The sequence below is a fragment of the Nocardioides zhouii genome (assembly GCF_004137345.1).
GTDB lineage: Bacteria > Actinomycetota > Actinomycetes > Propionibacteriales > Nocardioidaceae > Nocardioides > Nocardioides zhouii.
The window spans coordinates 164,790-188,935 of record NZ_SDWV01000002.1 but is presented as its reverse complement, the minus strand read 5'-3'; the positions used below and the strand labels follow the sequence as shown (position 1 = coordinate 188,935).

Here is a 24,146-nt window from a genome sequence, read left to right as displayed (position 1 = left end):
GCCACCCTAGGAGACATCGGGGCGGGGCATGGTCCGGGTCGCTGCCCGGGCGGCCAGGGGGCCACCGAGCAGCGACGCCGCCGGGAGCCACACCAGCTCGAGCCACTCCTCGCCCCGGGGCAGGTGGCTCGGGAGACCCGGCGGCTCTCCCGTGAGCACCGAGAACGCGGCGACCATCGCCAGCGGGGGGAGCAGGACGCCCAGGGCGAAGGCGCGGCGCCGCGCCTCTAGTGCGGACACGTGGCGACCGACGAGGAACACCAGGGGCAGGCCTGCCAGGAGCCCGACGCCGGCGCCGACGAGACCACCGAAGACGACGGCCAGCAGGAGGACGGGAACGGCGCCGGCCAGCACGTGGCCCACGGACGGCACCGGTCCGTCGACGGTGAGGACGACCATCAGGACCTCGAAGGCCACCGCGGTGCCCGACAGCGCGCCGATCAGCGGCCCCGTGAGGATCCAGCGGAAGTCCGGTCGGTAGTCCGGGTTCATGGCGTCGCCTCCGGGGTCGTCGGAGTGCAGCAGGCGTCGGTGCAGGGCTCGTACGTCCTGGGCCGCCGGGGCAGGCTCGACGTCGCGCCGCGGAGGCCCGCCGCGAGGTAGGCCGCCCCCTTTGCCAGCGGCAGCCGCGAGGGCCTGGCCAGCGACTCGGCGAGCGCCCGGTGGGGGGCCGTCGCCCAGAGGCACATCACCCAGGCGTGGCCCTCCGTCCACACGGCGCCCGCGTCGCTGACCACGGTCACCTCCTCGAGCGTGCGCTCGGGGTCGAGCGATGGGAAGCGTCGTCGTGCTGCGGTCGACCCGGCCGGTACCAGGTCGAGGTCGACCAGCAGGGGCTGGCGACCCAGCCACGAGCTGAACGCGCGGCACAGCGGGCACGCGTCGTCGTAGAGCACCGTCAGTCGCACGGGACGTCACCCGTCGTAGCAGGGGCGACCGGGCCGTGGTCCCACTGCGGCGCCAGCGGCGGGGTGCGCAGGCTCTCCATCCGGACCCGGCGTCGGATCGAGTTGAAGACGTAGACGTTCGTGAAGTGGATGAGACCGAGCACCACCATCACGACGCCGACCTTGAGGCTGACGACCTCCATCAGGCTGGGCAGGTCGACGACCAGCTCGCCGGTCCGGAGGTAGAGCAGCACGAAGCCCACGTTGAGCAGGTAGAAGCCGACGACGAGGAGCTTGTTGATCGCGTCCGCGAGGGCGGCGTTGTCGCCGAACACGTCCTCGAGAAAGACGCGGCCGTTGCTCGAGAGGGTGGTCGCGACCCAGATCGTGAGGGGCACGGTGATGGCGAGGTAGGTGAGGTACGACGTCGCGGTCCAGTCCACGGTGGAACTCCTTTGAACGTGTTCAAAACTCTGGCGCGCTGAACGTAGCACAGATTTGAACGTGTTCAACTATGTCCGCTAGATGGATCGACCGGAGCGCGGGGGTAACGTCCGCCACATGGAGTGCGCCGGTCCCACGTCTGTCGTCTTCGACTCGACGCTCACCGACTACAACTTCGGGCCCACGCACCCGATGTCCCCGGTCCGTGTCGACCTGACGATGCGACTGGCCGAGGAGCTCGGCGTCCTCGACGGGCTCAAGCGCGTCGACGCCCCGATGGCCACGGACGCGCAGATCGCGACCGTCCACGAGCAGGGGTTGATCGACGCGGTCACCAAGGCCGGCACGACGCCGGGCCACGAGGACCACGCCCGCGGGCTCGGCACCGACGACGACCCGGTCTTCCCCGACATGCACCTCGCCAGCGCGCACGTGGTCGGCGCGAGCCTCGAGGCCTTCCGCCAGGTCTGGAGCGGCGAGTCGCTGCACTCGGTCAACATCGCCGGCGGCCTGCACCACGCGATGCCCGACCGCGCGAGCGGGTTCTGCATCTACAACGACGTCGCCATCGGCATCAAGCAGCTGCTGGCCGACGGCGCCGAGCGGGTGGCGTACGTCGACATCGACGTCCACCACGGCGACGGGGTGGAGTCGATCTTCTGGGACGACCCGCGGGTGCTGACGATCTCGCTGCACGAGACCGGCCAGATGCTCTTCCCCGGCACCGGCTTCGCCACCGACACCGGCGGCGAGAACGCCGAGGGGACGGCGGCCAACGTCGCGCTCCCGCCCGGCACGTCGGACGCGGGCTGGCTGCGCGCGTTCCACGCCGTCGTACCCCCGCTGCTGCGCGAGTTCCGACCGGAGGTGCTGGTCACCCAGCACGGCTGCGACTCCCACATGAACGACCCGCTCGCCCACATGATGCTCAGCGTCGACGGCCAGCGCGCGGCCTACCTCGCGCTCCACGAGCTGGCCCACGAGGTCTCCGGCGGCAAGTGGGTCGTCACCGGCGGTGGCGGCTACTCGATCATCGACGTCGTGCCGCGCGCCTGGGCGCACCTGCTCGCCATCGCGTCGGGCCGCCCGCTCGAACCCACGCTCGAGACCCCGCCGGCGTGGCGGGCGTACGTCGAGGAGGTGCTGGGCGCGACCGCTCCGCACCGGATGACCGACGGGCGTACGCCCGCGTTCCGCGACTGGGCCGACGGCTACGACCCGGACTCGTGGCTGGACCGGGCGATCCACGCGACCCGCATGGAGGTCTTCCCGCTGCACGGCCTGGACCCGCTTCCCTGACGCTCAGGGAGCGTGGGGATGAGCGGGAAAAGGTAAAGATTCAACACGCCACGCCGCCAGTCCCACAAGTTTCTTTGGCATTCCTCTTCCCCACCCGTCACGCGAGCCCTAACCTCAGTCGAAAGCGGCACGCCTGTGACGCCGGTGGGGAAGCCGGCGCCGTTCCGCGCAGAAGGATCGGTGCACCACCATGGCTGAGAACACCCCTGGAGACATGTCCGAGGCCCGGTTCCTGACGATCGCCGAGGTCGCGTCCAAGATGCGCGTCTCGAAGATGACCGTCTACCGGCTGGTTCACGGCGGAGAGCTGCCCGCAGTCCGCGTCGGCCGCTCGTTCCGGGTCACCGAGGACGACGTCAACGAGTACCTGCGCAAGAGCTTCTACAACGCGGGCTGAGCGCTCCGCGACCACCGGGGCGACCGATTCCTCGGTCCCCACCCCTGACAAGTAGGGTGTGCGGGGTCCGGCCGACGAGCGTCGGCCGAAAAGGAAGGTCTGATCCACTGTGGGTTCTGTCATCAAGAAGCGGCGCAAGCGCATGGCCAAGAAGAAGCACCGCAAGCTGCTCAAGAAGACGCGCGTCCAGCGCCGCAAGCTCGGCAAGTAACACCCTCGACCATGGGGCGGGTCGTGCTGGTCACCGGGATCTCCCGGGACATAGGGCGACGCTTTGCGCGCGCCGCGGCCGGCGACCCGTCCATCGATCGAGTGATCGGTGTGGACGTCGTCCCGCCGCGCGGCGACATCGGCGACGTCTCCTTCGTCCGCGCTGACATCCGCAATCCGGTCATCGCCAAGGTCCTCGCCAAGGAGGACGTCGACACCGTCGTCCACATGAGCGTGATCGCCACCCCCGGCTCGGCCGGCGGGCGGGGGACGATGAAGGAGCTCAACGTCATCGGCTCCATGCAGCTCCTCGCTGCGTGCCAGAAGTCGACGACCGTCGACCGCCTCGTGGTGAAGTCGACCACCACGGTCTACGGCTCGAGCCCGCGCGACCCGGCGATGTTCACCGAGGACATGGGGCCCAAGCGCCTGCCGTCCTCCGGCTACGCCAAGGACGTCTTCGAGATCGAGGGCTACGTCCGCGGCTTCGCCCGCCGTCGCCCCGACGTCGACGTCACCATGATCCGCGCGGCCAACGTCATCGGTCCCCACGTCTCGAGCCCGCTGACCAACTACTTCCGCCTGCCGGTCATCCCGCGCGTGCTGGGCTTCGACCCGCGCCTGCAGTTCCTCCACGAGGACGACCTGATGCGGGTGCTCCGCCACGCCGCCACGCACGCGGTCCCCGGCACCTTCAACGTCGCCGGCGACGGGCTGCTGACCCTGGCCCAGGCCGTACGCCGGCTCGGCACGCCCTCGGTCGCGATGCCGCGGTTCGCGGTCGGCCGCCTTGGCGCGACGATGCGCCAGGCCCGGGTGTCGGACTTCTCGCCCGAGCAGCTGGGCTTCCTGACCTACGGTCGAGGGGTGGACACCACCCGGATGCGCACCGACCTCGGCTTCGAGCCGGCCTTCACCACGGCTGAGGCGTTCTCCGACTTCATCCGTGCGGTCGCACCCGACGTGAGGGAAGGAGCCGGTCGTGCCTGAAGAAGCCCAGCGAGGTTCGGGGGAGGACGCGGTCGTCATCCCGATCGGCACCGGAGGCCGTCCCGGTCGCGGGACGGGCAGTGCCCGGCCGTCGTCGGCCGCCCGCAACCTGTCGTCGGCTGCCCGCAAGCCGGCAGCAGCCCGGCCGCGGCCCGCTGCGGCCGCTGCCGCCAAGCCCAAGCCCGCGCCGAAGAAGCGCGCGGCCGCAAAGCCCGCCGTACAGACCGAGGCGCCGCCGCAGGAGCAGCCGGCCGCTGCGTCCCTCCACGAGCCCACCCCGAGGACCGGGATCCCCGTCGGCGACTGGCTCGCGGCGCTGCAGGGTGCCGCGCTCGAGGTCTTCGGCGACGACTGGGAGCGCCGCGCCGCCGAGCTGATGGCGTTCGTACGCCGGCGGCTCGAGGGCGACTACGAGGTCGACGACTACGGCTTCGACCGCGAGCTCACCGAGCGCTTCTTCATGGCGGCGCTGCGGCCGGTCGCGGAGAAGTGGTTCCGGCTCGAGGTGCGCGGCCTGGAGAACATCCCGGCCGAGGGTGGGGCGCTGGTGGTGTCCAACCACTCCGGCACCGTGCCGCTCGACGGGCTGATGACCATGCTGGCCGTCCACGACAAGGCCCACCGCTCCCTGCGCCCGCTCGGCGCGGACCTCGTCTTCAAGATGCCCATCATCAGCTCCCTGGCCCGCAAGGGTGGCGCCACCCTCGCCTGCGTCGAGGACGCCGAGCGGATGCTGTCCGGCGGCGAGCTGGTCGGGGTCTGGCCCGAGGGCTTCAAGGGGATCGGCAAGCCGTTCAGCGAGCGCTACAAGCTGCAGCGGTTCGGCCGCGGCGGGTTCGTGTCCGCGGCGCTGCGCACCGGCGTACCGATCATCCCGCTCTCCGTGGTGGGTGCGGAGGAGATCTATCCCCTGGTCGGCAACGTCCCGTCACTGGCTCGACTGCTCGGCGTTCCCTACATCCCGATCACGCCGTTCTTCCCGTGGCTCGGGCCGCTGGGCATGGTGCCGCTGCCGTCGAAGTGGATCCTGGAGTTCGGTGAGCCGATCCGCACCGACTCCTACGACGCGGGCGAGGCCGAGGACCCGATGCTGGTCTTCAACGTCACCGACCAGGTGCGCGAAACCATCCAGCACACCCTCTTCGACCTGCTGCGCGAGCGCGACGGCGTCTTCAGCTAGCAGGCCCGACCCGGGGTGGAGGTCAGGGCAGCAGGCCGCCGGTCGCGTTGCCGAGCACGCCACCGGTGAGGCCGTCGGCGGTCCCGGTCACCTCGCCGATCAGTCCGCCCGTGGCGTCGTCGACCGCGCCGGTGAGCCCACCGAGCGCCCCGCCGGTCACGCCGTTGAGCTGGTTGGCCAGGTCCCCGGTGGTGCCGGTGACGCCGTCGACGACGCCCTCGACCGGCTTGGTCGGGTCGTTCTTCGTCGGGTCGGGCTTCGTGGTCTCGGGCACGACGAGCTCCGGCGTCCTCACCGGCGACGTCGGGCTCACCGTCGGGCTCACCGTCTGCTCGGGCAGCAGCGCCTCGGGCGACTGGAGCGCCTTGGGGATGGTGATGCCGGAGACGTCCTGGCCAGAGACCGGTGCGGCCTCGAGGGTGAGCTCGTCGCTGTCGAGACCCGTGAGCAGGTCTGTCGGTGCGCTGCTGAGCACGAAGTCGGGGGTGGAGGTCAGCTCGCCGGGACACAGGCCGCACGCGGTGCTGATCTCGGTGTCGAGGTCGGTCAGCGTGCGCCCGGCCGCGAGGAGCTCGTCGCTGGCACTCGCCGGCAGCTCGCCCTGCAGCGCCTCGAGGCGGTCCATGCTGGCCGAGGTGAACTCGCGGGCCACCTGGACGTCGGCGTCGGAGCCGGTCGCGCTGTAGGACGTCAGCAGGCTGCGTACGCCGTCGCCCGACTGCTCGGTGAAGGTGTCGAGGGTGTCGGGGATCAGCTGCACGGTGCCGTCGCCGGCCGAGAGCTCCTCGAGCTCGGTGAGCCGGGTGCTGGCCTGGGCGAGGAGCGTACGTCCGCGCGCGGCGTCGTCGCCCGCGAGCTGGACCTGTGCGGACTCGATGCCGCGCTTGACGCCGTAGAGGGACTCGCCCGGCAGCGACGTCTGCGCGGCGACGGCCATCGTGGCGGTTGCGCCGATGAGGGCGGCGCCGCCCAGCAGGGTGGCGACGCGACGGTCGCGGGGCCGCGTGGTGGCCGGCATGGCGAGGCGCTGCGGCGCAGCGGGCTGGCGCAGCAGGACGGTGTCGGCCTCGGCCATCAGGCTCTCGCGCAACGAGCTGACGAACTCGGCCCGCGGCGTGACGCGGGGAACGGTCCGGAGGTCGGCGACCACGGCGACCAGGGCGGCGAACTGCGCAGCCTCCCGGTCGGAGAGGGGGGCGTCCAGGCCTCGGGAGAGGAGTGCCTCGAACTCGTCGGCACGTCGTCGTACCGAGAAGGCGGATGTCATCGCGCCCTTCCTGTCTCGCAGCTGGTGGTTGCTCCCACACAGACGAACGAACGGGATGGGGCGCGGGTTACGGGTGAGGTCATCAGTCTCTCAACCCCTCCGGCAGCAGCTTCGCCAGATTGCGTACGCCGCGCAGCTGGAGCTGCTTCACGGCGCCGTCGGAACGGCTGAGGGCCTTCGCCGTCTCGGCGATCGACATCCCCTGCAGGAAGCGCATGATCAGGCACTCGCGCTGCTCGTCGGGCAGCTTCGTGAGGGCGGTGAGCAGCGCCTCGTTGGTCAGCCCGGCGAGCACGGCGCTCTCCGGGCCCTCGGTCGCGTCGTCGTGCGGCGACATGTCCTCGGTGGTCATCTCGAGGCGCGTGCGGCCGGCCTTGAAGTGGTCGGTGGTGAGGTTGCGGGCGATGGTCATCAGCCAGGCGCCGAAGTCCTTGCCCTGCCACCGGAAGTTGTTCATGCTCCGCAGCGCGCGGAAGAAGGTCTCCGAGGTGAGGTCCTCGGCGAGCGCCTGCGAGCGCGTGCGGTAGTAGAGGAAGCGGTAGACCGACGCCTGGTAGTGGTCGTAGAGCAGCCCGAAGGCGTCCTTGTCGCCCGCGCGGGCCAGCTCGACGAGCGCGATCAGGCGCTCGCGCTCGGCACCGTCGAGCTCCGAGGAGGTGGCCTGGTCCTCGTCGCCGACCGGGCTGGAGCCGGAGGCGCCGCCGCGGCCCTCGCCGGTCGGGAGCGGGGCCGATCCGGGCAGGGCCGTCTCGGCGTAGAGGATGCCGCCGGCGAGCTGCGGCGAGAGGGCAGCCCACACCGCACGCCGAAGCGCGTCGAGGCCTTCCTCCAGGGCATGCATGCGGTGGTCCCTCCCAGTTGCAGCAGTCTTCACGATAAACGGCTGCAGCGTCCCTGTGAACCCGTGAGTAACTACGAGTTACACAAGGTCAGGAACGGTCGCGCCCCCGGACGCTGACGCCCGCGGCGACTGCTCCGGACACCGCGCCGGCCACGGCGGCCGCCACCAGCCCGGCGCGGGCGGCCTTGCGACCGGTGCGGTAGTCCCGGATCCGCCAGCCCTGGGCCTTGGCGTGCGACCGCAGTCGCGAGTCCGGGTTGATGGCGCAGGGGTCGCCGACCAGGGAGAGCATCGGGAGGTCGTTGCTGGAGTCGGAGTACGCCGAGCAGCGCGCCAGGTCGAGCCCCTCGCGAACCGCCAGCGCCTTGATCGCCTCGGCCTTCGCCGGGCCGTGCAGCAGGTCGCCGACCAGCTGGCCGGTGTAGACGCCGTCGACGTGCTCGGCCACGGTGCCCATGGCGCCGGTCAGTCCGAGCCGCCGGGCGATGATGCTGGCGATCTCGATGGGGGCCGCCGTCACCAGCCAGACCCGCTGCCCCTCGTCGAGGTGGAGCTGGGCGAGCGCCCGGGTGCCGGGCCAGATGCGGTGCGCCATCGCCTCGTCGAAGATCAGCTCGCCGAGCTCCTCGAGCTCGGCGGTCGTGTGCCCGGCGATGAAGGAGAGCGCGGAGGCGCGGGCCTCGGCCACGTGGGCCGGGTCCTCGACGCCGACGATCCGGAAGTAGGCCTGCTTCCAGGCGGCGCCGGCGATCTCGCGAGTGGTGAAGAACTTGCGGCGGTGCAGCCCGCGCGCGAAGTGGAAGATGCTGGCGCCCTGCATGACCGTGTTGTCGACGTCGAAGAACGCCGCGGCGCTCGGGTCGCTCGGCAGGGTGAGCGCGCTCTCGACCTCCGCTGCTGCTGCCGCGGCCTCGCCCGCGAGCACCGAGCGCTGCTGCAGGTTGAGCCTGCGGGGTCGCTCCGGAGGGGTCACCGGAGCAGCGTAGCCGTGCCTCTGGGGCGCCAGGCTGTGGAAGTATCGGCGCATGCCGCGCAACGACGTCTCCACGTTCGTGGCCGAGGCGGCGGTCGACGTCCCCGAGCGACAGGCCCTCGTCGAGAGCGGCGGTCGCACCCTCACCTGGGCCGGCCTGGAGGACGAGGTCGCCCGGATCGCGACCGGGCTCGGCGCCCACGGCATCCGCGCCGGCCAGCGGGTGATGATCGTGATCGGCAACCGGATCGAGTTCGTGACGGCCTACCTCGGCGTGCTGCGTGCGCAGGTGGTGGCCGTCCCGGTGAACCCCCGCTCGGCACCGGGCGAGGTGGCTCGGATGATCGCCGACTCCGGCACCCGGCTCGTCGTCGTCGACGAGACCGCGCTCGACGTCGTCCGCGCGGCGCTGGCCGAGATGCAGGACGTCGCCGCCCCCATCGTGGTCGTGACGGGAGCCGAGCCCGGGCCGGGCGAGATCGGGTTCGACGCGCTGCGCGCGGACGTCGTACGCCCCGTGCCGCCGCTGCCGGACCCGGAGAAGCTCGCCGCCCTCCTCTACACCAGCGGCACGTCCGGTCGCCCGCGCGCCGCGATGCTCAGCCACCGCGCGCTCCTCGCCAACATCGAGCAGGTCGCCGCCGTCGAGCCGCCGATGATGCATGGTGACGACGTCGTGCTCGGCGTGCTGCCGCTCTTCCACGTCTACGGGCTCAACGCCGTCCTCGGCGGGGTGCTGCGGCACCGCGCGCGGCTGCTGCTGGTCGAGCAGTTCGAGCCGCAGGCGGTGCTGGACCTGATCGACGACGAGGCGTGCAGCGTCGTCCCGATCGCCCCACCCGTCTTCACCCACTGGCTGCCCGACGAGCACCTGCGCGAGCGCCTCGGCCCGGTGCGCCTCGTGCTGTCCGGATCGGCGCCGCTCGAGCCGGAGGTGATCGAGCAGTTCACCTCGATCACCGGCATCCCGGTGCACCAGGGTTACGGCCTGACCGAGGCCTCGCCGGCCGTCACGAGCACACTCTGCAGCCGGACCAACCAGGCCGGCTCGGTCGGTGCAGCGCTGCCCGGCATCGAGCTGCGGCTCGTCGACGAGACCCGGCGCCCGGTCAGCGGCGAGGACCCGGGCGAGATCCAGGTGCGCGGCGCCAACCTCTTCAGCGGCTACTGGCCCGACGCGTCCGACGGCCCGGACGCCGACGGCTGGTACGGCACCGGTGACGTCGGCTTCCTCGACCCGAGCGGCGACCTCTTCCTGGTCGACCGGGTCAAGGAGCTCGTCATCGTCAGCGGCTTCAACGTCTACCCGACCGAGGTCGAGGACGTCATCCGCGAGGTCGACGGCGTCTCCGAGGCCGCGGTCATCGGCGTCCCCGACCCCGAGACCGGCGAGGCGGTGGTGGCGTACGTCGTCGCGTCCCGCCCGATGACGCACCTCGAGGAGGCCGTACGGGCGCACACGATCGTGCGGCTGGCCCGGTTCAAGCAGCCGACGCGCATCGAGGTCGTCGACACCCTCCCGCTCACCGTCACCGGCAAGGTCCAGAAGGGACGCCTGCGCGGGATCGAGCGGCGCCGGATCGACGAAGGTCTCCTGTGATGACCACCCCACGCCGTTCTTCTCCTCCGCTTCGCTCCCCCGAACAACGCCGCGGGGACCCCGGATGAGCGCAGCGCGCGTCACCCTCTACTCCCGCGCCGGGTGCCACCTGTGCGAGGCCGCGCGCGAGATCGTGGCGCGGGTCTGCGCAGACCTGGGGGAGTCGTACGACGAGGTCGACGTCGATGCCGACGGTGACCTCGCGGACCGCTTCGGCGACGAGGTCCCGGTGACCTTCGTCGACGGCCGGCAGCACGACTTCTGGCGGGTCGACGAGGCCCGCCTCCGCGCCGCCCTCGCTCCGGTGGTCGAGTAGTCCCCCAGACCGAGCCGACCGACGGACCCAACGATCCCGCGGCGGCCGCAGGCAGGCGTATGCGGTCGGGGGCCGGGTGCGTTCGGTCCGTTGGCCCGCCCGAAAAGCGCGGCGGTCACCACACGAAGAGGGCGGTGTCGACACCCGCCACGGGTGGGTCATCTCACATGTGCTAGCCGCCCGTTCTCTCGTTTTGTTCTCCCGTTCACAAACTCCTACAGTGACGGGGTCACGCGAGGTTCGCGGGACTGGAAAGAAGCAGCTGTGACCGCACGGACCCCCGACTCTGCCCGGGACATTCCCGAGGCAACCGTCGCTCGGCTTCCCGTGTACCTGCGTGCCCTCATCGGCCTTGCCGAGGACGGCACCACCACCTGCTCCAGCGAGGAGCTCGCGGCCACGGCAGGCGTCAACAGCGCCAAGCTGCGCAAGGACCTCTCCTACCTCGGCAGCTACGGCACCCGCGGTGTCGGCTACGACGTGGAGTACCTCCGCTACCAGATCGCCCGCGAGATCGGCGTGACGCACGACTGGCCCGTGGTCATCGTCGGCATCGGAAACCTCGGCCACGCGCTCGCCAACTACTCCGGGTTCCGCAGCCGCGGGTTCCGCGTCGTCGCGCTGCTCGACGCCGACCCGACCCGCCACGACGAGGTCGTCGCCGGGCTCGACGTGCGCTCCTTCGAGGACCTCGAGTCGATCGTCAGCGACAACGACGTGTCCATCGGCGTCATCGCCACGCCCGCCGTCGCTGCCCAGGCCGTCGCCGACCGGATGGTGGCCGCGGGCATCACCAGCATCCTCAACTTCGCGCCGAGCGTCCTCGCGGTGCCCGAAGGCGTCGGCGTACGCAAGGTCGACCTGTCGATCGAGCTGCAGATCCTCGCCTACCACGAGCAGCGCAAGGCGGTCGCGCCCGGATCGGAGGACGCGTCATGAGCGTCCTCGTCGTGGGGATCTCCCACAAGTCCGCACCGGTCGAGCTGCTCGAGCGACTCGTCCTCGACGCCGACGCGACCGCGAAGCTGATCGCTGACGTCGTCGCCGGCGAGCACGTCACCGAGGCCACCGCGATCGTCACCTGCAACCGGCTCGAGGTCTACGCCGAGGTCGACCGCTTCCACGGCAGCGTCGAGGACCTGTCCGGACTCCTCGTCGCGCGGGCCGAGCAGTCGGCCGAGGCGCTGCTGCCGCACCTCTACGTCCACTACGACGAGGGCGCGGTCTCGCACCTCTTCCAGGTTGCCGCCGGCCTCGACTCGATGGTCGTCGGCGAGGGCCAGATCCTCGGCCAGACCCGGGACGCCCTGCGCGTCGGCCAGGAGCACGGCACGGTCGGCCCGGCACTCAACACGCTCTTCCAGCAGGCCCTGCGTGTCGGCAAGCGCGCCCACGCCGAGACCGACATCGACCGGGCCGCCCCGTCGCTCGTCAGCGCCGCGCTCGAGCGCAGCTCGGTGCCCGTCGCGGGTGCCCGCGCCCTCGTGATCGGCGCGGGTGCGATGGCGTCCCTCGCCGCCGCCCACCTCTCCCGCGGCGGTGCTGCCAGCATCACCGTGCTCAACCGCACGTCCGCCAGCGCCGACCGGCTCGCCGCGGAGTACGGCGCCTCGTCTGCCCCGCTGTCGGCGCTCGCCGACGAGCTGCCCCGGGCCGACCTCGTCGTGTCGTGCACCGGTGCCCCCGAGCCGCTCGTCCGGCTCGGCGACGTGGTCACGGCCCGTGCCGGCGACCAGCGCCCGCTGTCCGTCATCGACCTCGCATTGCCCCACGACGTCGACCCGTCCGTGGCCGACCTGCCCGGCGTCGACCTGATCAGCCTGGCCGGCCTCGCCGACGAGCTGCGCGGCCTCGAGGCCACGGCCGGCGTCGAGGACGTACGCACGATCGTCGCGCAGGAGATCGCCGCCTTCCTGGCCGTACGCCGCCAGGCCAGCGTCACCCCGACCGTCGTGGCGCTGCGCTCGATGGCCACGAACGTCGTCGACGCCGAGATGGAGCGGCTCGCGACCCGCCTCCCCGCCCTCGACGAGGCCACCCGCGCCGAGGTGCTCCAGACCGTGCGTCGCGTCGCCGACAAGCTGCTCCACGAGCCGACGGTCCGGGTCAAGGAGCTCGCCGACGCCGAGCCGGCCGTCTCCTACACGGCCGCGCTGGCCGAACTGTTCCGCCTCGACCCCGAAGCCGTGGACGCCATCTCCCGGGCGGAGGGCAAGCAGCCATGACAGTCGCACTCCGCCTCGGCACGCGCGCGTCCGCACTGGCCACCACCCAGTCCGGCCTTGTCGCCGACCTCATCCGCGAGCGCCTCGGCCGCGAGGTCGAGCTGGTCACGGTCTCGACCGAGGGCGACCGCAGCGCCGCCCCGCTCGCGACCATCGGCGGCACCGGAGTCTTCGTCAGCGCCCTGCGCGACGCCCTCCTCGCCGGTGAGGTCGACGTCGCCGTCCACTCGCTCAAGGACCTCCCCACGACACCCGCCGACGGCATCGCGCTGGCCGCGATCCCGCTGCGCGAGGACCCCCGCGACGCCGTCGTCGCCCGTGACGGCCTGACGCTCGGCGAGCTGCCGGTCGGCAGCCGTCTCGGCACCGGCTCCCCGCGCCGGGTGAGCCAGCTCGAGGCGCTCGGCCTCGGCCTCGCCATCGAAGGCATCCGCGGCAACGTCGACACCCGGATCCGCAAGGTCCGCGACGGCGAGGTCGACGCGGTCGTTCTCGCCCGGGCCGGCCTGGCCCGCCTCGGCCGCCTCGACGAGATCACCGAGGTGCTCGACCCCCTCCAGATGCTTCCCGCCCCCGGGCAGGGTGCCCTCGCCGTCGAGTGCCGCTCCGGCGACACCGACCTCGTGGCCGCCCTGGCCCAGCTCGACGACGCCTCCACCCGTGCCGCGGTCACCGCGGAACGCGCGGTGCTCACCACCCTCGAGGCCGGTTGCTCCGCCCCGGTGGGTGCTCTGGCAGAGGTGGTCGAGGGCGAGGACGGGGAGGAGCTGTGGCTACGCGCCGTGGCCCTCTCCGAGGACGGTGGCCTGTCCGTACGGATGAGCGCCACCGGCCCGGTCACCGAGGCCGAACAGCTCGGCAGACGACTCGCGAGCGACATGCTCGACGACGGAGCAGCAGACCTGATGCACGCACCACCAGTGAGGAACCAGCACGCATGACGCGAGTACAGACCCCGCAGGCCAACAGCCACGACAAGGGTGCGACCCAGGGCTGGGTGTCGTTCGTCGGCAGTGGACCCGGTGACCCGGGTCTGCTGACCGTGCGTGCCGTGGAGCTCCTGCAGAGCGCCGAGGTCATCGTCACCGAGGCCCCCGACCACCTCGACCTGGTCCGCTCGGTCCTCGGCCTCGCCGAGGGCGCGGACGGCCAGTGGGACGGCCCGGAGATCGTCGACGGCGGCTTCGGCGAGGACGGCCAGCCGCTCACGCACGCCGCCCGCGCCAAGGTCGTCGTACGCCACGGCAAGAAACAGCGCGTGGTCCGCCTGATGACGGGCGACCCCTTCCTCTATGCCTCCGGCCCCGAGGAGGCGCAGGCCTGCGTCAAGGCGGGCGTCGGCTTCGAGGTCGTCCCGGGCGTCTCCTCGGTGAGCGCGGTCCCGGCCTACGCCGGCATCCCGCTGACCACCAAGCGCCATAAGGAGATGGCCGTCGTCACCTGCGGCGAGAAGATCGACTGGTCGGTGTACGGCGACGACCGCACGCTCGTCCTCCTCTCCGGCGTAGGCACCATCGCCCAGACCGCCGAGGCCCTGATCGAGGCCGGCCGCTCGCCGCAGACGCCCGTCGCGATGACCCGCGTCGGCACCACGACGGAGCAGCAGACCCTCATCTCCACGCTCGAGCACATCGCCGCCGACGTACGCTCCGCGCGCATCGCGCCGCCGGCGATCACCGTGATCGGCGACGTCGTCGACCTGCGCGAGACCCTGTCGTGGTTCGAGACCAAGCCGCTCTTCGGCTGGCGCGCGCTGGTGCCCCGCACCAAGGAGCAGGCCGGTTCGCTGTCGCGCCGGCTGCGCGACTACGGCGCGGTGCCCGAGGAGGTGCCGACCATCTCGGTCGAGCCGCCCCGCAACCCGCTCCAGATGGACAAGGCCGTCCGCGGTCTCGTCGAGGGCCGCTACGAGTGGATCGCGTTCACCTCGGTCAACGCGGTCAAGGCCGTACGCGAGAAGTTCGAGGACTACGGCCTCGACGCCCGCGCCTTCTCCGGCCTCAAGATCGCCGCTGTCGGCGACAAGACGGCCCAGGCCATCGCCGACTGGGGCCTGCGTGCCGACCTCGTCCCGTCCGGTGAGCAGTCCGCCGCCGGCCTGCTCGAGGACTGGCCGCCGTACGACGACGTGCTCGACCCGATCAACCGGGTCTTCCTGCCGCGCGCCGACATCGCGACCGAGAACCTGGTCGCCGGCCTGATCGACCTCGGCTGGGAGTGCGACGACGTCACGGCCTACCGCACGGTGCGGGCCACGCCGCCACCGGCTCCGGTTCGCGACGCGATCAAGACCGGCAAGTTCGACGCGGTCGTCTTCACGTCGTCCTCGACGGTGCGCAACCTGGTCGGCATCGCCGGCAAGCCGCACCCATCGACGATCATCGCCGTGATCGGCCCGGCCACCGCGAAGACGGCGGAGGAGCACGGCCTGCGGGTCGACGTGCTCTCGCCGACGCCCGACGTGGAGGTCCTGGTCGACGCCCTCGCCGACTTCGGCTCCGCCCGCCGCCTGGCGATGCTGGAGAACGGCGAGCCCGTCACCCGGCCGAGCGAGCGCACGGCGTCGGGTCGCCGGAAGGCACGCGCCAAGTGACCGAGGAGCACCGCGAGCTCGAGACGCCGCTCGTCCGGCCCCGACGGCTGCGGCGCACTCCTGCGCTGCGCCGGATGGTGGCCGAGACGTCGGTGCAACCGAGCTCGCTGGTGCTCCCGGTGTTCATCCGGGAGAACGCGACCGAGCCCCGGCCGATCTCCTCGATGCCCGGCGTGGTGCAGCACTCGCGCGACTCGCTCAAGCGCGCCGTCAACGAGGCGGCCGAGCTCGGCCTGGGTGGCGTGATGCTCTTCGGCATCCCGGAGACCAAGGACGCCACCGGCTCGGGCGGCATCGACCCCGCCGGCGTGCTCAACCTCGCGATCACCGACGTGGTGGCCGAGGTCGGCGACCAGCTCACCGTGATGTCGGACCTGTGCCTCGACGAGTTCACCGACCACGGACACTGCGGTCTGCTGACGCCCGACGGTGACGTCGACAACGACCAGACGCTGGAGGCGTACGCCCGGATGGCGCTCGCGCAGGCCGCGGCCGGCGTCGACATGGTCGGTCCCAGCGGGATGATGGACGGCCAGGTCCGCGTGGTGCGGCAGGCGCTGGACGCCGCAGGAGCCCACCACGTCTCGATCCTCGCCTACTCCGCGAAGTACGCCTCCGCGTTCTTCGGGCCGTTCCGCGAGGCCGTCGACTCCTCGCTCGTCGGCGACCGCCGCACCTACCAGCAGGACCCGGCCAACGCCGTCGAGGGCGTACGCGAGGTGCTGCTCGACGTGGAGCAGGGCGCCGACATCGTGATGGTGAAGCCGGCCCTCGCCTACCTCGACGTCGTACGCCGTGTGCGCGACGCCGTCGACATCCCGGTCGCGGCCTACAACATCTCCGGCGAGTACTCCATGGTCGAGGCCGCCGCCGCCAACGGCTGGATCGACCGCGAGGCCGCCATCCTGGAGACCCTCACCTCGATCCGCCGCGCGGGCGCGGACGTGATCCTCACCTACTGGGCCTCCGAGGCCGCCCGCCTGCTGCGCCGCTGACCGTCGTCCGGCCCCGCCGGAGCGGTGGTGGAGCCACCTTCTCGGCTCGGAGAGTGTGGCTGGGTCACCGCTGGCCAGCGTGCCCTCGTACGACGCGCGGGGTGGCGGTTGTGGTGCCACATGTCGGCAAGACGGACTGTGGCTGGGCCACCGCTCACGACGGATCGATCCGGGGCGACCCTCAGGGGTTGAGGAGCTTGTTGGCGCAGTCCAGCAGCTCGTTGGGGCCGGTGAGCGGGAGGTCGATGACGCCCTGAGCAGTGCACATCGCGAGGGCCTCGGCGAGCGTGAGGGTCTGCGTGATCGTGGCCGTCGGGAGCGGCGGCAGCGTCGTCGGCACGACGGTCTGCGTCGGCGTCTGGGTCGGCACCGGGTTGGTCGTCGGGTTCTGGGTGGGCGACTGCGTCGGCGTCTGAGTCGGGGTGGGGGACTGCGTCGGGCTGGGCGTCTGAGTGGCAGACGGAGTCTGCGTGGGCGTCGGGGTGTTGCTGCCCTTGCCGCCGCCCTTTCCTCCGTTGTCGCCGCCGCTCTTGCCGCCGTTGTCACCCTTGCCGCCGGAGCCGGAGCCGGAGCCGCTGGTCTCGGGCATGATCACGCCGGTGGTGAGGGTCGAGGTCGGCACCGCGCTGAAGTCGCCGTCCATGTAGGCCTGCATGATCGACAGGACCAGGTCGACGTACTCGTTGGAGTGGTTGTAGCGGTAGACCGAGGCGCGCTGACCCTTCTCCGCGGACAGGTCGTCGTCGCCGGAGCAGAGGTAGACGGCGGTCGCGAGCGCCGCGTCGTCGATGTCCTGCGGGTTGCGGGTGCCGTCGGCGTCGCCGTCCACGCCCACGACCGACCAGGTCGAGGGGATGAACTGCATCGGGCCGACGGCGCGGTCCCAGCGGGTGTCGTCGTCGTACTGGCCGGCGTCGGTGTCGCTGATGCTCTGGGTGTTGTTCTTGCCGTTGAGCGGGATGCCGTAGATGCCCGGCCGGGCGACGCCCTCGTCGTCGAGGACGTTGCCGCCGAAGCGACCGTGGTCGGACTCGACACGACCGATGGCGGCGATGAGCTCCCACGGGAGGCGGCAGCCGCGGTCGGCCTGGTTGATCACGGCCTCGGCGCGCTGGTAGGCCGACAGCGCGGCCTGCGGGATGCTGCTGGCCGAGCCGGGGGTGAGGGCGGCGGCGCGGGAGACGGGGTCGCCGACGCTGGCGGGCGCCTCGATGGCGGAGGCGGGGAGAACCGTGCCGTCCGGGAGCGTGCCCGGGCCGTCGACGTCGGCACTCGCGGAGTTCACGCCCGCGCCGATGAGGCTGGCGGTCCAGGCGGCACTGAGCACGGCCAACGGGACGATCGTGGCCGCCCTGTGGAGTCGGCTGGATGTCGACATGTGGTGGTCTCCCCTGTGATGCGGTGGTGTCATGATGCCCCCTCCGGGCTCACCTACACCCTCCAACGAGGAACAATCCCCCCAAGTTACGCGCCAGTCACTTGTGGGCCAAGCCACATCCCACCCGCAGGGGCGCAGCCGCCTGTGGCCGGCTTGCGCGGCTACGCGACAATGAGCCGGTGACCCCCGTGAGCACGCCCGCCACCACCGCGGCCAGCGAGGCGCTCTTCGAGCGTGCCCGCGCCGTGACGCCGGGAGGCGTGAACTCGCCGGTCCGGGCGTTCACCGCCGTCGGCGGCACTCCCCGCTTCATCACCTCGGCGTCCGGAGCCTGGCTGACCGACGCCGACGGCAACGACTACGTCGACCTGATCTGCTCGTGGGGGCCGATGCTGCTCGGCCACGCCCACCCCGACGTCCAGGCCGCCGTCGCCGGCGCGGTGGCCCGCGGCACGTCGTACGGCACCCCCACCGAGCCCGAGGTCGAGCTCGCCGAGGAGATCGTCGCGCGTACGCCGGTCGAGCGGGTCCGGTTCGTCTCGTCCGGGACCGAGGCGACGATGTCGGCGATCCGCCTGGCGCGCGGCGCCACCGGCCGCGACCTGGTCGTGAAGTTCGCCGGTTGCTACCACGGCCACGTCGACACGCTGCTGGCCGAGGCCGGCTCCGGGCTCGCGACGCTGGCGGTCCCCGGCACCAGTGGCGTACCGGCGTCGTCGGCCGCCGAGACGCTGGTCCTGCCCTACAACGACCGCGCGGCCGTGCTCGCCGCCTTCGAGGCCCACGGGGCCCACATCGCCTGCCTGATCACCGAGGCCTCGCCCGGCAACATGGGCGTCGTCCCGCCGGCGCCGGGCTTCAACGCCTTCCTCGCCGAGACCTGCCGTGCTCACGGTGCGCTCTTCATCAGCGACGAGGTGATGACCGGCTTCCGCGCCACCGCGCAGGGCGGCTGGGGCCTGGACGGTGCCATCGAGGGCTGGGTGCCCGACCTGATGACCTTCGGCAAGGTGATGGGCGGCGGCTTCCCCGCCGCCGCGTTCGGCGGCCGCGCCGACCTCATGTCCCACCTCGCTCCGGAGGGGTCGGTCTACCAGGCCGGCACGCTCTCGGGGAACCCGGTGGCCACCACCGCCGGGCTTGCCACGCTGCGGCTCGCCACGCCCGAGGTGTACGCCCACCTCGACGCCACGGCCGCCACGATCCGCGCGGCTGTCTCCGAGGCCCTCCACGCGGCATCGGTGCCGCACACCGTGCAGGTCGCGGGCACGATGTTCTCGGTCTTCTTCCGCGAGGCGCCGGTGCGCGACTTCGCCGAGGCCGGCCAGCAGGACACCGCGGCCTACGCCGCCTTCTTCCACTCGATGCTCGACCAGGGGGTCTACCTCCCCCCGTCGGCGTACGAGGCGTGGTTCGTCTCCGCGGCCCACGACGACCGCGCCGTCTCGACGATCCTCGACGCGCTCCCGGCCGCCGCGCTCGCGGCCACCACGGCAGGAGGCTTCTGACATGGGTGTGCAGACCACGGTCCACCTGCTGCGCCACGGCGAGGTCCACAACCCTGAGGGCGTCCTCTACGGCCGCCGCGACGGGTTCCACCTCTCCGACCTCGGCAACCAGATGGCGCAGCGGATCGCCGAGTCGGTCGGCGACCGCGACATTGTCCACATGCGTACGTCGCCGCTCGAGCGGGCCCAGGAGACGGGCGCGCCGCTGGCCGCGGTCCGCGGGCTCACGCCGGTCATCGACCCGCGGGTGATCGAGTCGACCAACGACTTCGAGGGGCTCAGCTTCGCCGACGGCGCGATGACGATCGTGAAGCGCCCGCACCTGTGGCGCCACCTCTACAACCCGTTCAAGCCCTCGTGGGGCGAGCCCTACGACGAGATCGCCGGGCGCATGGTCGCCGCGATCCACGACGCGCGCGACGCGGCGGCGGGCCACGAGGCGGTCATCGTGTCCCACCAGCTGCCGATCTGGACGACGCGGCTCTTCCTCGAGAAGCGCAGCTACATCCATCACCCCAAGAACCGCCAGTGCACGCTCTGCTCGCTCACCAGCGTCGTCTTCGACGACGACCGGATGGTGCAGGTGCGCTACTCCGAGCCCGCGGGCGACCTGATCCCCGCCGGCGACCGGTCGGCCCCGTTCTCGGCCGGCGGCGCCCCGCAGGAGGACCGGCCCTGAGGTTCCTCCGCCTGCTCGTCGCTCCTCTCGTGGGACTCGTCTGCCTGGTCGCCCTGGCGGGCTGCACGAGCCTGTCCGGCACCGGTGACAAGGGCTACATCTCCGGTGAGGGCGTGCCCACAGAGGTGCGGGCCGTCGACCGGGGGAGCCCGATCGAGCTGACCGGCACCGACCTCGACGGCAACGACGTCGACCTGGCCGACCTCCGCGGCAAGCCCGTGGTCGTCAACGTGTGGGCGTCCTGGTGCGGCCCGTGCATCGTCGAGCAGCCCGACCTCAACGAGGTGGCGGCGGAGCTCGGCGACGACGTCACCTTCCTCGGCCTCAACATCCGCGACGCCTCCCAGGACGACGCCGCCGCGTTCACCCGCAAGCTCGACGTGGGCTACGCGTCCGTCTACTCGCCCGACGGCGCGGCCCTGCTGCCCTTCGCGGGCACCCTGACCCCGCGGTCCATCCCGAGCACGGTGGTGCTCGACGCCGACGGCCGGGTCGCCGCGTCGATCCAGGGCCGCATCCCCACCCCGCAGACCCTGGTCTCGATCGTCGAGAAGGTGCTCGGTGAGTGACTGGTTCCAGGACACCGCGATGTCCGGGTCGATGGCGCTGGCGCTGCCCGTCGCGCTGCTCGCCGGACTGGTGTCGTTCTTCAGCCCGTGCGTGATCCCGCTGCTGCCCGGCTACCTGTCCTACGCCACCGGTCTCTCGGGCGGTGAGCTCGCCGACGCCCGGCGCAGCCGGCTGGTCGCCGGAGCGGTGCTGTTCGTCCTCGGCTTCTCCGTCGTCTTCGTGCTGCTCGGCAGCCTCACCGGTGCGGCGGGCGCGTGGCTGTTCGTCCACACGCGCGAGCTCAACGTCGTGCTGGGAATCCTGACGATCCTGCTCGGCATCGCCTTCCTCGGCGGCATCGGCTTCCTGCAGCGTGACTGGCGCATCCACCGGGTGCCGGCCGTCGGCCTGGCCGCGGCGCCGCTGCTCGGGTTCCTCTTCGGAGTCGGGTGGACGCCCTGCGTCGGGCCGACACTGGGCGCGATCAACCTGCTGTCGGTCAACGAGGCGACTGCCGGGCGCGGCGCCGTGCTGTCGGGCGTCTTCGCCCTCGGTCTCGGGCTGCCCTTCATCGCCGCTGCCCTGGCCTACCGCCGGATGATCCGCGCCTTCGCGGTCGTACGCCGCCACCAGGTGCTGGTCATGCGCCTCGGTGGCGCGATGATGATCGTCATCGGGCTGCTCCTCGTGAGTGGCTGGTGGGACCGGCTGGCGCAGGCGCTGCAGGGTGCCGTGCTCGGATTCTGGGTGCCGGTGTGACGCAGCTCGACCGTCGCCCCTCCGACGACCGCCAGGCGCCCGCGCTCCCCGCCGACCTCGACGCGCGCTCCCTCGCCCGGTGGACCTGGCGCCAGCTCACGTCGATGCGTACGGCGCTCGTGCTCCTGCTGCTGCTCGCGCTCGCCGCGATCCCGGGCTCGGTGATCCCGCAGGAGGACATCGACTCGCTCGCGGTCGCGCAGTGGCGCGACAACCACCCACGGCTGGCGCCGATCTGGGACCGGCTCGACCTGTTCGCGGTCTACGGCTCGGTCTGGTTCTCCGCGATCTACATCCTGCTGATGGTCTCCCTCGTCGGCTGCATCGTGCCGCGCCTCTTCGTGTACGCCCGCGCGATCGGCGCCCGACCGCCGCGCGCGCCGCGCCACCTCTCGCGCCTGCCGGACAGCACGTCGTACACGACCGACGAGGCCCCCGACGTCGTCCTGGCCCGCGCTGAGAAGGTCGTCAGACGACGGCACTTCCGCGTCGAGCGGGCCGAGGGTGCCGACGCCGTCGCGGCTGAGCGCGGCTACCTCCGCGAGGCGGGCAACCTGGTCTTCCACTTCGCCGTGATCGTCGTGCTGGTCGGCGTCGCGACCGGCAGCCTGTTCGGCTACAAGGGTGGCGTCATCCTGCTGAACGGCGACGACTACGGCTTCTCCAACAACCTCACGCAGTACGACGACTTCGCCCCCGGCAGCCTCTTCGACCCGGCCGTGATGGAGCCCTTCACCTTCACGATCACCGACTTCGACGTCGAGTGGATGACCGAGGGTCGCCGGGCCGGCCAGGCCCGCAAGTTCGTCGCGCACCTCGACTACAAGACCGACAAGGACGCGCCGACGCAGCAGTACGACCTGAAGGTCAACCACCCGCTGTCCATCGGCGACACCGACATCTTCCTCATCGGCCACGGCTACGCGCCCGTCATCACGATCCGCGACGGCGAGGGCAACGTGACCAAGTCCGGTCCCGCCGTCTTCCTGCCGACCAACGGCCAGACCTTCGAGTCCTTCGGGGTGATCAAGGCCCCGTTCGCCGAGCCGACGCAGATCGGGCTGGAGGGCACCTTCTACCCGACCTTCCAGCTGGGCCGTGACGCCGACGGCAACCTGTCGATGCCGTCCTCGGCCTTCGGCAACGCCATCGACCCGCTCGTGTCGCTCCAGGTCTGGACCGGCGACATCGGCGTGGACGACGGCTCCGCCTCGTCGGTCTACGTCCTCGACAAGGCCAGGGCCACCCGGCTCACCAAGGCCGACGGCCAGCCCTTCCGGATGGACCTGCGGCCCGGCGAGACCGTGACCCTCCCCGACGACCTCGGCAGCGTGACGTTCGAGGGCCTCGAGCGGTGGAACAAGATCCAGATCAGCCGTACGCCCGGCAAGCTCGTCGCCCTCGGCGGCATGGTGGTCGCGCTGCTCGGACTGCTCGGCTCGCTCTTCGTGCGACCGCGCCGACTCTGGGTGCGGGCACGTCGTCAGGACGACGGGACCACACTGGTGGAGGTGGCGCGGCTCGACCGCTCCTCCGGAAGCGACCCGGAGTCCGGTCGCGCCGAGCTCGCCGGGATCGTGGCCGGCCTGCAGATCAACCAGCAGAGAAGCAAGGAAGAGGACAGGTCATGACCGACGCACAGTGGGAGACCCTGAGCAACCAGGGCGTGGCGGCCGCCGGGGTGGTCTACTTCCTCGCGCTGCTCGCGTACGCCGTCCAGTGGGCCGCGCTGCGTGACGTGCCGGTCCGGCAGTCGGTCGCGGCCGGCGGCGGCGGGACGATCGTCGACGACGCGGACGACCAGGACGTCGCCCCGCGCACCGAGATGGCCGGTCGACTCGGCGTCCTGCTGGTCGGGATCGGCGCGCTGGCCCACTTCATCGCGCTGCTCGGGCGCGGCATGGCCGCGGACCCCAACCGGGTGCCGTGGGGCAACATGTACGAGTTCACGCTGAGCGGCACCTTCGTCGTCGTCGCGCTGTTCCTCGCCACCACGAACCGCTGGCGGCTCGCCTGGCTGGGCCCGATCGTCGTCGGCTTCGTGCTGTGCGTGCTGCTCGCCGACGTCCTGTGGCTCTACGAGCCGGTCGCCCCGCTCACCGAGGCGCTCGAGTCCTACTGGCTGGTGATCCACGTCGTGTCCGCCGTCATCGCGACCGGCGCGTTCACCCTCGGCGGGATCACGTCGCTCCTCTACCTGCTCAAGGCCCGCTCGACGAAGGAGAAGGGCTACCTCGCCCGCCTCCCCGAGCTCCCGGCCCTGGACCGGATCTCCTACCGGATGCACGCGTTCGGCTTCCCGGTGTGGACGTTCGGGGTGCTGATCTCTGGCCCGATCTGGGCGCACCAGGCGTGGTCGTCGTACTGGAACTGGGACCCCAAGGAGGTGTGGGCCTTCATCACCTGGGTGGTCTACGCCGCCTACCTCCACGCCCGCGCGACGGCGGGCTGGCGCGGGCGCAACGCGGCGATCCTGGCCCTCGTCGGTGTCGCGACGCTGTGGTTCAACTTCATCGGCATCAACTTCTTCAGCACGACGAGCCGGCACTCGTACGCCGACGGCGTGGGCGAGGAGCGGTCAGTCGTCCTCAGGCTTGCGGGGCCGGTCGAGGCCACGGAGGAAGTCCGGGTCGTCGTCGGGGCCCATCGTCCGGGGACGTGACGCACCGCCTCCGTCGAGGCGCCGCAGCATCAGCTTCACGAGCACCCACACGAGCAACGCGATCGCGGCGACGACGAGCACGACCTTCAGCATTCCTCCAATGTAGTCGCGCAGACCTAGGCTGGTGGCCGTGAAGGAGTTCGTGGTCTACACCGTCCTGCGGATCGTGCTGTTCCTCGCCTCGTTCGGCGTCATCATCGGCGTCATGGCGCTGGCCTTCGACGGCCGCTACCACCTGTTCTGGGCCGTGGTGCTGTCGTTCCTGGTCTCCGGCGTCGCGTCGTACTTCATCCTCGAGCGGCAGCGCGAGGCCTTCGCCCGACGGGTCGAGACGCGCGCCGCCAAGGCTGCCGCGGCCTTCGAGGAGCGCAAGGCGCGCGAGGACGCGGACTGA

26 protein-coding genes are annotated in these 24,146 nt (G+C 71.7%); 19 read left to right on the top strand and 7 right to left on the bottom strand.

Annotated elements, in window-relative coordinates; all coding sequences use genetic code 11:
• Positions 1-6: 6 nt before the first annotated feature.
• From EUA94_RS02670 to EUA94_RS02660, 3 genes are read right to left on the bottom strand one after another with little or no spacing between them, the layout of a single operon-like run.
• Positions 7-492: a hypothetical protein gene (locus EUA94_RS02670; RefSeq protein WP_129424409.1), complete on the bottom strand. Its 486-nt coding sequence runs from the start codon at positions 490-492 to the stop codon at positions 7-9.
• The gene (locus EUA94_RS02665) at positions 489-908 is read right to left on the bottom strand and encodes a thiol-disulfide oxidoreductase DCC family protein (RefSeq protein ID WP_129424407.1); all 420 of its coding nucleotides are present in this window, start codon (positions 906-908) and stop codon (positions 489-491) included. The genes EUA94_RS02670 and EUA94_RS02665 overlap by 4 nt, the downstream gene beginning before the upstream one ends.
• Positions 899-1,330, bottom strand: a complete 432-nt coding sequence (locus EUA94_RS02660) for a hypothetical protein (RefSeq protein WP_129424405.1) — start codon at positions 1,328-1,330, stop codon at positions 899-901. The genes EUA94_RS02665 and EUA94_RS02660 overlap by 10 nt, the downstream gene beginning before the upstream one ends.
• Positions 1,331-1,448: 118 nt before the next feature.
• Here EUA94_RS02660 and EUA94_RS02655 point away from each other — a divergent pair, with 118 nt between their 5' ends.
• The 5 genes from EUA94_RS02655 to EUA94_RS02635 all read left to right on the top strand — a co-directional run bounded on the left by EUA94_RS02655 (position 1,449) and on the right by EUA94_RS02635 (position 5,407).
• The gene (locus tag EUA94_RS02655; protein WP_129424403.1) at positions 1,449-2,630 is read left to right on the top strand and encodes an acetoin utilization protein AcuC; all 1,182 of its coding nucleotides are present in this window, start codon (positions 1,449-1,451) and stop codon (positions 2,628-2,630) included.
• A gap of 190 nt (positions 2,631-2,820) precedes the next feature.
• Positions 2,821-3,027, top strand: coding sequence for a helix-turn-helix domain-containing protein (locus tag EUA94_RS02650; protein WP_129424401.1), 207 nt, complete (start codon positions 2,821-2,823; stop codon positions 3,025-3,027).
• A gap of 109 nt (positions 3,028-3,136) precedes the next feature.
• Positions 3,137-3,238 (top strand): 30S ribosomal protein bS22, encoded by a 102-nt coding sequence (locus tag EUA94_RS02645; protein ID WP_008356322.1) that lies wholly within the window; start codon positions 3,137-3,139, stop codon positions 3,236-3,238.
• An 11-nt stretch (positions 3,239-3,249) separates the two neighbouring features.
• The gene (locus EUA94_RS02640) at positions 3,250-4,227 is read left to right on the top strand and encodes an NAD-dependent epimerase/dehydratase family protein (RefSeq protein WP_129424399.1); all 978 of its coding nucleotides are present in this window, start codon (positions 3,250-3,252) and stop codon (positions 4,225-4,227) included.
• Positions 4,220-5,407 carry a lysophospholipid acyltransferase family protein gene (locus EUA94_RS02635; RefSeq protein ID WP_242494634.1) on the top strand — a complete coding sequence of 396 codons (1,188 nt, stop codon included), beginning with the start codon at positions 4,220-4,222 and terminating at the stop codon, positions 5,405-5,407. Before EUA94_RS02640 ends, EUA94_RS02635 begins: the two co-directional genes overlap by 8 nt.
• A gap of 22 nt (positions 5,408-5,429) precedes the next feature.
• Here EUA94_RS02635 and EUA94_RS02630 read toward each other — a convergent pair whose 3' ends face one another.
• The 3 genes from EUA94_RS02630 to EUA94_RS02620 all read right to left on the bottom strand — a co-directional run bounded on the left by EUA94_RS02630 (position 5,430) and on the right by EUA94_RS02620 (position 8,488).
• Positions 5,430-6,674, bottom strand: a complete 1,245-nt coding sequence (locus EUA94_RS02630; protein ID WP_129424397.1) for a DUF5667 domain-containing protein — start codon at positions 6,672-6,674, stop codon at positions 5,430-5,432.
• A gap of 82 nt (positions 6,675-6,756) precedes the next feature.
• Entirely contained in the window at positions 6,757-7,515 is a 759-nt protein-coding gene (locus tag EUA94_RS02625; RefSeq protein WP_129424395.1) for a sigma-70 family RNA polymerase sigma factor, read from the bottom strand.
• An 88-nt stretch (positions 7,516-7,603) separates the two neighbouring features.
• Positions 7,604-8,488, bottom strand: coding sequence for an HAD family hydrolase (locus EUA94_RS02620; protein WP_242494633.1), 885 nt, complete (start codon positions 8,486-8,488; stop codon positions 7,604-7,606).
• A 52-nt stretch (positions 8,489-8,540) separates the two neighbouring features.
• Here EUA94_RS02620 and EUA94_RS02615 point away from each other — a divergent pair, with 52 nt between their 5' ends.
• The 7 genes from EUA94_RS02615 (at position 8,541) to hemB (ending at position 16,217) form a co-directional block, all read left to right on the top strand.
• Positions 8,541-10,088 carry a class I adenylate-forming enzyme family protein gene (locus tag EUA94_RS02615; RefSeq protein ID WP_129424391.1) on the top strand — a complete coding sequence of 516 codons (1,548 nt, stop codon included), beginning with the start codon at positions 8,541-8,543 and terminating at the stop codon, positions 10,086-10,088.
• A 64-nt stretch (positions 10,089-10,152) separates the two neighbouring features.
• A complete protein-coding gene (locus tag EUA94_RS02610) occupies positions 10,153-10,404 on the top strand; it encodes a glutaredoxin family protein (RefSeq protein WP_129424389.1) in 252 nt (83 codons plus the stop codon).
• Between the two features lie 264 nt (positions 10,405-10,668).
• On the top strand, positions 10,669-11,343 hold the full coding sequence (locus EUA94_RS02605; RefSeq protein WP_129424387.1) for a redox-sensing transcriptional repressor Rex: 675 nt from the start codon (positions 10,669-10,671) through the stop codon (positions 11,341-11,343).
• Positions 11,340-12,629, top strand: coding sequence for a glutamyl-tRNA reductase (locus EUA94_RS02600; protein ID WP_129424385.1), 1,290 nt, complete (start codon positions 11,340-11,342; stop codon positions 12,627-12,629). The genes EUA94_RS02605 and EUA94_RS02600 overlap by 4 nt, the downstream gene beginning before the upstream one ends.
• Complete coding sequence (gene hemC / locus EUA94_RS02595) at positions 12,626-13,570, top strand: hydroxymethylbilane synthase (protein ID WP_129424383.1); 945 nt, start codon at positions 12,626-12,628, stop codon at positions 13,568-13,570. Before EUA94_RS02600 ends, hemC begins: the two co-directional genes overlap by 4 nt.
• Positions 13,567-15,222: a bifunctional uroporphyrinogen-III C-methyltransferase/uroporphyrinogen-III synthase gene (locus tag EUA94_RS02590; protein WP_129424381.1), complete on the top strand. Its 1,656-nt coding sequence runs from the start codon at positions 13,567-13,569 to the stop codon at positions 15,220-15,222. Before hemC ends, EUA94_RS02590 begins: the two co-directional genes overlap by 4 nt.
• Positions 15,219-16,217, top strand: a complete 999-nt coding sequence (gene hemB / locus EUA94_RS02585) for a porphobilinogen synthase (RefSeq protein ID WP_129424379.1) — start codon at positions 15,219-15,221, stop codon at positions 16,215-16,217. The genes EUA94_RS02590 and hemB overlap by 4 nt, the downstream gene beginning before the upstream one ends.
• A 181-nt stretch (positions 16,218-16,398) precedes the next feature.
• Here the strand turns inward: hemB and EUA94_RS02580 are convergent, their stop codons facing one another.
• Positions 16,399-17,595: a lytic transglycosylase domain-containing protein gene (locus EUA94_RS02580; RefSeq protein WP_207210369.1), complete on the bottom strand. Its 1,197-nt coding sequence runs from the start codon at positions 17,593-17,595 to the stop codon at positions 16,399-16,401.
• A 179-nt stretch (positions 17,596-17,774) separates the two neighbouring features.
• Here EUA94_RS02580 and hemL point away from each other — a divergent pair, with 179 nt between their 5' ends.
• The 7 genes from hemL (at position 17,775) to EUA94_RS02545 (ending at position 24,146) form a co-directional block, all read left to right on the top strand.
• Positions 17,775-19,103 carry a glutamate-1-semialdehyde 2,1-aminomutase gene (hemL, locus tag EUA94_RS02575; protein WP_422879876.1) on the top strand — a complete coding sequence of 443 codons (1,329 nt, stop codon included), beginning with the start codon at positions 17,775-17,777 and terminating at the stop codon, positions 19,101-19,103.
• Between the two features lies 1 nt (position 19,104).
• On the top strand, positions 19,105-19,782 hold the full coding sequence (locus tag EUA94_RS02570) for a histidine phosphatase family protein (RefSeq protein ID WP_129424375.1): 678 nt from the start codon (positions 19,105-19,107) through the stop codon (positions 19,780-19,782).
• A 29-nt stretch (positions 19,783-19,811) separates the two neighbouring features.
• Entirely contained in the window at positions 19,812-20,351 is a 540-nt protein-coding gene (locus EUA94_RS02565) for a TlpA family protein disulfide reductase (protein ID WP_242494632.1), read from the top strand.
• Positions 20,344-21,090 carry a cytochrome c biogenesis CcdA family protein gene (locus EUA94_RS02560; RefSeq protein WP_129424373.1) on the top strand — a complete coding sequence of 249 codons (747 nt, stop codon included), beginning with the start codon at positions 20,344-20,346 and terminating at the stop codon, positions 21,088-21,090. Before EUA94_RS02565 ends, EUA94_RS02560 begins: the two co-directional genes overlap by 8 nt.
• Complete coding sequence (gene resB / locus EUA94_RS02555; RefSeq protein ID WP_242494631.1) at positions 21,087-22,721, top strand: cytochrome c biogenesis protein ResB; 1,635 nt, start codon at positions 21,087-21,089, stop codon at positions 22,719-22,721. The genes EUA94_RS02560 and resB overlap by 4 nt, the downstream gene beginning before the upstream one ends.
• The gene (ccsB, locus tag EUA94_RS02550) at positions 22,718-23,752 is read left to right on the top strand and encodes a c-type cytochrome biogenesis protein CcsB (RefSeq protein WP_129424371.1); all 1,035 of its coding nucleotides are present in this window, start codon (positions 22,718-22,720) and stop codon (positions 23,750-23,752) included. Before resB ends, ccsB begins: the two co-directional genes overlap by 4 nt.
• Before the next feature lie 130 nt (positions 23,753-23,882).
• Positions 23,883-24,146 (top strand): DUF4229 domain-containing protein, encoded by a 264-nt coding sequence (locus EUA94_RS02545; RefSeq protein WP_129424369.1) that lies wholly within the window; start codon positions 23,883-23,885, stop codon positions 24,144-24,146.